The organism is Helicobacter sp. 13S00401-1, from assembly GCF_002272925.1.
GTDB lineage: Bacteria > Campylobacterota > Campylobacteria > Campylobacterales > Helicobacteraceae > Helicobacter_I.
The window spans coordinates 1-9,736 of sequence record NZ_MLAR01000026.1; the positions used below are offsets into that span (position 1 = coordinate 1).

Here is a 9,736-nt window from a genome sequence, read left to right on the forward strand (position 1 = left end):
AATCTAAAAAAGAAAAATATATAACTTTAGATTCTATAAATTTAGCTAATACAAATTATACTTATAGCCAGCCAGCCAGCCAGCCAGCCAGCCAGCCAGCCAGCCAGCCAGCCAGCCAGCCAGCCAGCCAGCCAGCCAGCCAGCCAGCCAGCCAGCCATCCGTGCGCGCCAGCCATCCGTGCGCGCCAGCTTTCATTCAAGGACCATCTTTAGCAATGCTCCTTTTAGTCTAAACTTTTATAAAACTTTTAATCTACTTTTTATAACCTATAAAAACTACTTTGTACAAGGTATAGACTTATCGCAAGAAAATATTAAAAGTAGCACTAAAAACTATAGTTTTAAAAACACAAACCTTACTGGTAGCTTTACTAAAAAAGAGCTTATAAGGCTTACTAACTTAGAAAACTACTTTAAAAAACAAACCTTACATACTTTTTTAAATATCACTCCAAAACTTCCTAGCCAAACTCTTTTAGAGTGTTTTGAATATGATGCAAGAGGCTTTTTTAACTTTAAACTAAAAGACATCACGCCTTTTTTAAATCAAGACTTGCCAAGTAAGCAGTTTATACACTACTTTGATAGTGATGATTATATGAGTGAAGAGTGTGTGCAAACTTGCATGGAAGTGGTAGATAAAGACACTGAAGTAGTGCTTCATAACTATTATATATTCAAAGATGGAACCTCTCCAGAAGTAAAAGGTAACATCGCTATTAAGTACTTTGCAAATCAGCTTTATAAGCGCTTTAAAGATAAAGAGTTTAGTGGTGATGAAGCATATAAGAGCGTGAACAAAACTCAGATAAACTTTGGTTGGCATGGCCTTATAAGTAATGCTTACTTAAATAAAATAGCCCTTCGTTTTACACCATTTTTAGATATGGAAGATCTTAACTTTGGGATGATACTGCTTGCTAAAGCTAGCTTTATAAGGGCGCTTAAGGAGCATCTTATAGGTTATAGAGTAAGGGAAGATTCTATATGTAACTATCAAAAAAACACCAATATAACTGTTCCAGATTCTTTAACCTACCTAAGTCCTTACTTTAAAAAAGGTTTTGAGATAAGAACTTACTTTAATACCTACTGCCATTTTTTTGCAGCCCTAGATAGCTATCTAGTACTTTTTAAGTTTAAAGGGCTTAGCAAGGAAGCTTTAAAGTCTTTAGAATCTATGCTAAGTTTGATACTAAAGGGTAGGATACTACTTATATTAGACTACCACCAAAAAGCCAAAGACCCACTAAATGCTTTTTTTATCATAAAGCAGCTAGACTTTTTAAAGCACGACAAGATTTTAGGTATCAATGAAAGACTACTTTTAAATATGGATACAAAAAAGCTAAAACGCTATAAGCCTATACTAATCTTTATAGGATTAAGCATAAAAGCTAGCTATCATATATCTTATCTTATGGCTAGGTTTATATATAGGTCTTCAGGACTTAAAGCTTTACGTTTAAAGCTACACTCTTAGCAAACTAAGCTTTTTATAACCTCTTTTAGTTTTTAGTATGAAGGCTTAAGTGTGCATAGGCCCCATATGTGTTATCATTTTAAATTGTCAATCTTAGGAGGTTTTTATGAAACAAGCAGCTAGCGTTTTATTGATGCAACAAACTAAATCCATAAGAGATATAGACTTAAAAGATAAGAATCTACTTATAAGAGTTGATTTTAACGTGCCTATGGACCTAGAGTTTAATATCTCAGATGACACTAGGATGAAAGAAGCCCTGCCAACGATTAATTACTGTATAGATGCAAAGGCTAAGTCTATAGTCTTAGTAAGCCACTTAGGGAGACCTAAAGGAAAAGATGCAAGCCTTAGCTTAAAGCACATACTAAAAAGATGTGAGAGACTACTAGATAAGCAAGTTCTTTTTGCTGATAGCATAGCCCAAGCAAAAGAGCTTCAAAAAGATGCTAAAGAAGGCACTATCATACTTTTAGAAAACATACGTTTTGATTCTAGAGAAGAAAAAAATGAAGATAGTCTTTCTCGTGAGTTAGCCTCCCTTTGTGATGTTTACATAAATGACGCCTTTGGAACAAGCCATAGGGCACACTCTAGTACTTATGGAGTAGCTAAGTTTGCTAAAGAAAAAGTTGCTGGAATCTTGCTTAAAAAAGAGATAGATTCTTTTGCCAAAGCTTTTTCTAACCCACTTCGCCCACTGCTTTTAATAGTAGGAGGATCAAAAGTTAGCTCCAAACTTGGCGCACTTAAGTACATACTAGACCTAGTAGATAAGATAATAATAGGTGGTGCTATGAGTAATACTTTCTTAAGTGCCTTAGGTTTTGACATGCAAGAAAGCTTTATAGAAAACGATCTTGTAGATACTGCTAAAGAGATACTAGATTTAGCTAGGTCTAAAGGAGTAAAAGTCTACTTGCCAGTTGATGTAGTAGCTACTAATGATATTAAAAATCCTAGCGAGATAAAAATCACCCCTGCCCAAGATGTACCAAGTGGTCTAAAAGCAGCTGATATAGGCCCAGCTACTGTGAAGCTTTTTAATGAAGTTATAAGAGATTCTCAAACTATCATTTGGAATGGTCCTTTAGGAGTTTATGAAACTTCTCAGTTCTCACGTGGTACTTTTAATGTGGCTAATACTATAGGTGATACTTACGCTTTCTCTCTCATAGGTGGAGGAGATACAGCAGATGCGATAAACAGAGCTGGTCAAAGTGAAAATGTAAGCTTTATCTCCACAGGTGGTGGAGCATCTTTAGAGTTGTTAGAAGGCAAGATCTTACCTGCCTTTGAAGTGCTAGATAAAAAATAGGCTTTATCAAAGAAGGTAGCGCGCATGTTAAAAATCTATGCAAAAAATAACAACCTAGTAAATAGTAGATCTTTTGATATACAAAAAGATGAGTTATTGCCTGAAAATATACTTTGGATAGACTTGCTCTTTCCAACCCCTCAAGAAGTGGCTTATATAGCAAAAACTTTTAACCTAGATATCCCTACCAAGGAAGAAAGAGAAGAAATAGAGTTAAGTGCAAGATACTGGGAAGATAGCACAACTATAACTATTAATACTCATGTTTTAGCAAAAGCTATATCTCCTGATAGCAATTCTCATGAGCTAGATAGTGAGACTATAACTTTTATGACTTTTAAAAACATACTTTTTACTATACGCTATAGCAAACTAAAGATATTTGAAGAGATGCAAGCAAGAGTTCTAGCAAGCCCAAAAAACTTTGAAGATGGCTTTGATGTTATAAATAAGATCTATGAAGTTATGGTTGAAAAAGACGCTGATGTTTTAGAGTGGATAGATAAAGAAGCTAGAAAACTTAGAATCTTAATACTTTCTGAAAGCAAGTATAGTCATAATGAAATCCTAGGTGCACTTTCTGAGCTTCAAGAGCTAAATATGAGAGTTAGGGATTCTTTGTTTGATAAAAGACGCGTTTTAACTGCCCTGCTTAAAAGTGATAAGATAGATAGGGATATAAAAGATAATCTTTTAATAGTCGTAAAAGACTTAAACTCTATAGTTGAGTTTAACACCTCTAATCTAAACTTTTTAGATAACAACCAAAACATCCTATCTAGTCAGATAAATATAGAACAAAACAAGATTATAAAAATATTTACAGTGGCAACTGTTGCTATGATGCCTCCTACTTTAATAGGAACGATTTATGGTATGAACTTTGTGCACATGCCTGAACTTCAATATACCTATGGCTACCCTATAGCTGTAGTAGTTATGATAGTTTCAACCATCTTGCCTATCTTATACTTTAAGAAAAAAGGCTGGCTTTAGAATCTAAACAACTAAAAAAAGGAGAAAGAAGTGAGTAAACAAGAGATTAAAAAAGTAGTTTTAGCCTATTCTGGTGGGCTTGATACAAGCGTTATATTAAAGTGGCTTAGTGATACTTATGGCTGTGAGGTAGTAACTTTTACAGCTGATATCGGTCAAGGAGAAGAAGTAGAGCCAGCAAGGACTAAGGCTTTAAGTCTAGGTATAAAACCAGAAAACATTTTTATAAAAGACTTGAAGTTAGAGTTTATCCGCGACTTTGTCTTTCCTATGTTTAGGGCTAATACTATTTATGAAGGTGAGTATCTACTAGGAACTAGCATAGCACGTCCTTTGATAGCTAAATACTTAATAGATATAGCAAAAGAAACTAATGCAGATGCTATAAGTCATGGCGCAACGGGTAAGGGCAATGACCAAGTGCGTTTTGAGATAGCAGCCTACGCGCTAAATCCAGATATAAAAATAATAGCGCCTTGGCGTGAGTGGGACTTAAATAGCCGCGAAAAACTACTAGCTTATGCTGCAAAACATGGGATAAAAATCGATAAAAAGCCTAACGCTTCACCTTACTCCATGGATGCAAACCTTCTTCATATAAGCTATGAAGGCCTAGTTTTAGAAGACCCGGCACAAAGGCCAGAAGATTCTATGTGGCGATGGACTAAGAGCTTACTTGATGCACCAGATACTCCAGAAGATGTAACTATAGAGTTTGAAAAAGGTGATGGTGTGGCAATAAATGGCGAAAAACTTAGCCCAGATAAGTTTTGGGAAAAGCTAAACGCACTAGGTAGCAAGCACGGCATAGGAAGGCTAGATCTTGTAGAAAACCGCTATGTTGGTATGAAGTCACGTGGTTGCTATGAAACCCCGGGCGGAACTATCTATCTAAAAGCCCACCGTGCTATAGAATCTATAACTTTAGATAGAGAAGAAGCCCACTTAAAAGATGAACTTATGCCACGCTATGCAAGCTTGATTTATAATGGCTACTGGTTTAGTCCGGAAAGAAAGGCCTTGCAAGCACTTATTGACTACACACAGCAAAAAGTTAGCGGCACAGTTAAGCTAAGCTTATATAAGGGTAATGTCATAGTTGAAGGCAGAAAGTCTCCAAACTCTCTTTTTGATGCAGCTTACTCAACCTTTGAAGAAGATAGCGTTTATAACCAAAAAGATGCAGCAGGTTTTATAAAACTTAACGCCCTTCGCTTTATCATCGCTAATAAAAAAAGATAGTTTTAAAGTATCATATCCTCCCATTTTGTGGCTTTTATTAAGAAAGCCACGGCAATTTCTTGTTTATAGTTCTCATAAACAAGCTCTAGAGAAACTACTTTACATGAATCATCGTTTTTATAGGCAAGATTACTTTTTCTTATAATCTTTGCAATCTGTTATGTACTAATGTGCCAAGGCCCTCCCCTTGGCCTACGCTAAAAATACTTTTTTTAAGGGTTTTGCGGGGAGTTAGGAGGGGATAAACCCTTTTTTATTAAAAGAAAACATATGGGCAAGAAAAAGAAACTGCTAGAATAAAGATTTAGTCAATCTTGGAAAAAGAGTAATACTGCCTATGATATAAGATCATATTTTTACTATCTAAATTTACTGCTTGAATACTAGTTTTTAATAATCACCCTTAGCCTTTAAACTTACTACATCTAATACAGCAAAATGAATTTTATGTTATTAATATCTAATGTTAAATGAGTTTTTATGTAACTAATGATTTTAAGATTCTAGGAGGTAAAAAGCAACAAACAAACCCTTCTTAAAAAGAAGGGTTAAGCTCAATATTACAAAACAAAAAAGGAGAAGAAAAACGCACCCTGCGAAGGAGGGGTAGTCGCAAGGTGCAGTCCATAAAGGACTTTGAAATCCTATTCCAAAAAAGATAACGAAAGTTAATATGCTTTTAAAATTATTTAATACCAAATCAAAACAAAACATTATGTAAAGTAATGTCACATATTTAAATATTACCTACATAAAACCTACTAGACTTTAGGATTTTTATTTTATACTTTTGGATTAGGTTTATAGCATTTTATAAGTATATTTGCGAACAAAAAAAGTATTACATCCAATAGTGTGTAAAGTTAGTTTTTAAAAAGTTACAGGGCAGTTTAATGAAAAAATATATAGGGATAATCAAAATTTTAAGCCTTGCTATGCTTGCTCCTTTAGTTCTAGCAGGCTGCTATTTCTTCGGTGTGCAGGGAAGTTTTAGGGCTAATAACTATCAGATAGAAAAGATAGTTATAGATAATGAGACCTACCTCTCCCCCCAAGAGTTAGCAAAAGAAGCAAAGCTTAGGCTTGCAGATAAGCAAAATATAGCCCTGCAGGATAGCAAGCAAGAAACTACGCAAACTCAAAGCACTAATCAAAACTTAGCCACTCCAAAAGCTAATGATAACTCAGCCCAAAGTGAGTTTGAAAAACTGCAACTTAGAGCACAAGAAGAAAGTGCTGCAGCTAGTGGTCAAACAGCAACAAACACTAAGCCAACAAGTGATAAAGTCCTATCTCAAATCATCTTAAAGGCTACTTTTTCTTTAAATAGAGCTGAAAATATCTTGCATGGCAGCACAGGATGTAATGAGTACACAGGTCGTTACGCGTGGCAAGATTCTGGTCGTATAGTCATCTCCGGCATAGCAAGTACACGCAAGATTTGTTTTCCTAGCGAAGTTCAAAGTTTTGAAAGTAATCTCATACAGTACATGGATGGAATCTATACAGTAAAAGTACTAGGTAAGGGTAAAGGTTACATCTTAGATAATGGGCGCTTACAGATCTATCTTAAGTAGCTATCTTAAGCAAACCCTCTTGCACTACTAGCCTTTAGAAAAGTATACTTTAAAGTAGGACTTAACTTTAAAGGCGCACATATGAACACACTTGACTTTAAGCCAGATTCTTTTAAACCTAACTTCTATGAAAACACGCTTGAAGTTAAGGGTTCAAAGTTTATAAGCCTTATTTATCCACTACAACATCTTGATGAGGTTAAAAAGCTAACCTTGGAGTTAAAAGCAAGCCATAAAAAAGCAAGCCATGTAGTTAATGCTTTTAGATTCTATGATGTGCATATAGTTGAAGGAAGTAGTGATGATGGTGAGCCTAAAGGTAGTGCTGGTGAGCCCTTATTAAGCGTGCTTAGGGGTAAAGACTTAGTTAATGTAGTAGCCTTTTGTGTTAGATACTTTGGAGGGATAAAGCTTGGAGTTGGCGGGCTAGTAAGGGCTTATAGTACTAGTTTAAATGATAATCTTGCAGCGCTTTCTACTATCAAATTTGAACCCTTAGAAAAACTAGAGCTAGTAGTTAATATAAGCTATTTTAACAAAGTTACTCATCTTTTAAATAAGCATCAAGTAACTTTTGAAAGCGAGTTTGAAGGAGGTAGTGTCTCTTTAGTGCTAAAAGCCCCTAAGGCAAATTTAGAATCTTTTATGCAAGACTATAAGGCTTTTATGAGACTTTAGAGTTTTATAGAATCTTAATTTGCAGTCTATATCTTAGGCACTATATCTCATAAAAAATAGTCTTTATGCAAGCTTTTTAAAATCTTAACTTCAAGAAGGAAAGATTAAAAAAAGCTATAAATCTTTTATTTTGTAGTATTAATTACTTCTATATCTTAGTATTTGTGCTACATAATCTTACTTAATGTTGATTTTTATTCACTTTTTTTGTATCTTAGTTATATCTAGCTCAAATTTTTATTACAAAAAGGTAGTTTAATGACACATTTAGAAGTGGGGATGTTTCAGACTTTAGCAGTAGCAGTAGTTTCTATTTACTTTGGGGACTTTATGCTTAAAAGATTTAGTATATTTAGGCGCTACTGCATACCCTCTCCTGTAGTTGGTGGGACTATATTTGCCATAGTTACTACTATACTTTTTAGCACTGGAGTACTAAGCTTTAAGTTTGACTACACAGTTATGAATAGTTTTTTTTATAACGTCTTTTTTGCTGCAACTGGCATGGGGGCAAGTCTAAGTTTTATTAAAAAAGGAGGCAAGCTAATTATAATTTTTGCCATCCTTGCTGCTCTTTTAGCCTTCTTACAAAATGTTTTAGCCCTAGGAGTTGGAACTTTTATGGGGATGAATCCACTAGTGGCATTAATGGCAGGCTCAGTTCCTTTAACTGGTGGACATGGAAATGCTGCTAGTTTTGGGCCTTTAGCTGAAAGCATGGGAGGCACTGGAGCACTTGAAGTAGCCATAGCTGCAGCCACTTTTGGTCTTATAGCTGGTTGTATCATGGGAGGTCCACTAGGTAATAGACTAGTGCAAAAATATGGGCTAAATAAAACTTCAACTGCGATCAAAGAAGATGGTGGCACTAATAACACGATAAAAGCCTTAGTTAATAGCAAACGTGCACATCACGCAGTTTTTATCTTGCTTTTAGCTTGTGGTATAGGTCAAAGCCTCTTTTTACTAAGCAAAATTTTGCTTCCTGGTATAAACTTGCCTATACATGTTATGTCTATGTTTGGTGGAATCATCTTACGTTTAATCCTTGATACGATAAGAGGCGATCATAATGAGCTTTATCAAAGCATAGACATAGTGGGCAACATCTCACTTTCTATCTTTGTGTCTCTTTCTATTGTAACTATGAAGCTTTGGCAGTTAGCAGAGCTTGCCTTACCACTAATGACTATCTTAGTCCTCCAACTTGTTTTAGTTTGGCTTTTTTGCTACTACATCACTTTTAGGGCCTGTGGTAAAAACTATGATTCTGCCATTATCTCAGTAGGGCACTCTGGCTTTGGACTTGGTGCTGTGCCCGTGTCTATGGCTACCATGACTGCAGTTTGTAATCGCTACCATTACTCTCATATAGCCTTTTTTGTCGTGCCAGTTATTGGCGGTTTTGTTAGCAATATAACTAATGCAGTAATCATCACAGGCTTTTTAAACATAGCACAAGATATGCTTTAGACTTTCTTTTAGTATGTTTTGCGCTGATAAAGAAATGGAAATAAATAAGCAGAAATGCTTATGCCATTTTTTTTGTAAAGAAGTTTTGTTTTACTAGAAATTAAAGTGCGCTAAGGCAGTTTCTTTCACCCCATATAAAAGCCTCTATAGTATAAAAATTAATAAATGGTTATTTTTATATTATTTTTTATCTATTTAGCTTTGATTTGTGGTTAAAATGATGCTTCTTAAATCCATAAGAAAAATTAACTTAACCTAATTTTTGGATTATTAAAAATACACAAAGGGAGCTAATCTATGAAGTTAAAGCTTGTATCTTTTATGTCGTTTATATTTTTGGTTTTTATTATAGTTTTTGTACTATTTTTCTTTAATAACAAACACCAGATAGAGCTTTTTGAAGATGGCCTTACAGGCACCTATTATCATAACACCAATAAGACTTTAAAGTCTGAAACAGATTCCATGGCAGTTGCTTTAGGGAATATAGTGAAAGGATTAAATGAACAAGATCAATTTGCCATTATCAGAAAGGCAGTGAGTGATATAAGACTTATCGGGGGGGGGGGGGTAAACCTGACCCAAATAATTACTTTGTAGTGATAAAAGGGACTGTTCCTGTTGTACAGCCAAACGCTAGTCTTATAGGCAAAGACCTAAAAGACTTAAAAGATCCTAATGGTGTTTATTTATTTGCAAGATTGAATGAGTTAGCTAAAAATGGGGGTGGTTTTTTACATTACATGTGGGCAAAACATCAAAGCGATGGTTCAGAAGTTCAAACTGAAAAAGTTGCATATGCGGTGATGATACCAAACACTGATGGACTATGGCTTTCAACAGGCGTCTACACCGATGACTTATCCCATCATCTAAGCACACTTATGGATCCCATCAAATCCAAAATGCTCTATTCTTTTTGGACTAATCTAATCATTACTTTTATTATCCTTTTAGTATGTTCACTAA

Annotated in this window: 10 protein-coding genes; 9 read left to right on the top strand and 1 reads right to left on the bottom strand. The window is 35.0% G+C overall.

Annotation, left to right across the window (positions count from 1 at the left end):
* Positions 1–41: 41 nt before the first annotated feature.
* Positions 42–200, bottom strand: a complete 159-nt coding sequence (locus BKH43_RS08545; RefSeq protein WP_172402357.1) for a hypothetical protein — start codon at positions 198–200, stop codon at positions 42–44.
* Between BKH43_RS08545 and BKH43_RS08130 the strand changes: the two genes are divergently transcribed.
* From BKH43_RS08130 to BKH43_RS08170, 9 genes are all read left to right on the top strand, one after another.
* Positions 179–1,483 carry a hypothetical protein gene (locus tag BKH43_RS08130; protein WP_095230428.1) on the top strand — a complete coding sequence of 435 codons (1,305 nt, stop codon included), beginning with the start codon at positions 179–181 and terminating at the stop codon, positions 1,481–1,483. The two genes, BKH43_RS08545 and BKH43_RS08130, sit on opposite strands and share 22 nt — an antisense overlap.
* A gap of 106 nt (positions 1,484–1,589) precedes the next feature.
* A complete protein-coding gene (locus tag BKH43_RS08135) occupies positions 1,590–2,801 on the top strand; it encodes a phosphoglycerate kinase (RefSeq protein ID WP_095230430.1) in 1,212 nt (403 codons plus the stop codon).
* Between the two features lie 24 nt (positions 2,802–2,825).
* Positions 2,826–3,797, top strand: a complete 972-nt coding sequence (corA, locus tag BKH43_RS08140; RefSeq protein ID WP_095230432.1) for a magnesium/cobalt transporter CorA — start codon at positions 2,826–2,828, stop codon at positions 3,795–3,797.
* A gap of 30 nt (positions 3,798–3,827) precedes the next feature.
* On the top strand, positions 3,828–5,039 hold the full coding sequence (locus tag BKH43_RS08145; RefSeq protein ID WP_095230434.1) for an argininosuccinate synthase: 1,212 nt from the start codon (positions 3,828–3,830) through the stop codon (positions 5,037–5,039).
* Between the two features lie 893 nt (positions 5,040–5,932).
* Positions 5,933–6,616 carry an META domain-containing protein gene (locus BKH43_RS08150; protein WP_095230436.1) on the top strand — a complete coding sequence of 228 codons (684 nt, stop codon included), beginning with the start codon at positions 5,933–5,935 and terminating at the stop codon, positions 6,614–6,616.
* 81 nt (positions 6,617–6,697) lie between these two features.
* On the top strand, positions 6,698–7,294 hold the full coding sequence (locus BKH43_RS08155; protein WP_095230438.1) for a YigZ family protein: 597 nt from the start codon (positions 6,698–6,700) through the stop codon (positions 7,292–7,294).
* 258 nt (positions 7,295–7,552) lie between these two features.
* Positions 7,553–8,767, top strand: coding sequence for a sodium/glutamate symporter (locus BKH43_RS08160; RefSeq protein ID WP_095230440.1), 1,215 nt, complete (start codon positions 7,553–7,555; stop codon positions 8,765–8,767).
* Between the two features lie 297 nt (positions 8,768–9,064).
* A complete protein-coding gene (locus BKH43_RS08165) occupies positions 9,065–9,367 on the top strand; it encodes a hypothetical protein (RefSeq protein WP_095230442.1) in 303 nt (100 codons plus the stop codon).
* On the top strand, positions 9,367–9,736 hold a 370-nt coding region (locus BKH43_RS08170; protein ID WP_172402358.1), incomplete at its 3' end, for a cache domain-containing protein. The genes BKH43_RS08165 and BKH43_RS08170, both read left to right, overlap by 1 nt.

Bases quoted from the DNA above. Each gene is read 5' to 3' on its own strand.
- BKH43_RS08135 (WP_095230430.1), top strand. From the start codon at position 1,590: ATGAAACAAGCAGCTAGCGTTTTATTGATGCAACAAACTAAATCCATA.
- corA (WP_095230432.1), top strand. From the start codon at position 2,826: ATGTTAAAAATCTATGCAAAAAATAACAACCTAGTAAATAGTAGATCT.
- BKH43_RS08150 (WP_095230436.1), top strand. From the start codon at position 5,933: ATGAAAAAATATATAGGGATAATCAAAATTTTAAGCCTTGCTATGCTT.
- BKH43_RS08155 (WP_095230438.1), top strand. From the start codon at position 6,698: ATGAACACACTTGACTTTAAGCCAGATTCTTTTAAACCTAACTTCTAT.
- BKH43_RS08160 (WP_095230440.1), top strand. From the start codon at position 7,553: ATGACACATTTAGAAGTGGGGATGTTTCAGACTTTAGCAGTAGCAGTA.
- BKH43_RS08165 (WP_095230442.1), top strand. From the start codon at position 9,065: ATGAAGTTAAAGCTTGTATCTTTTATGTCGTTTATATTTTTGGTTTTT.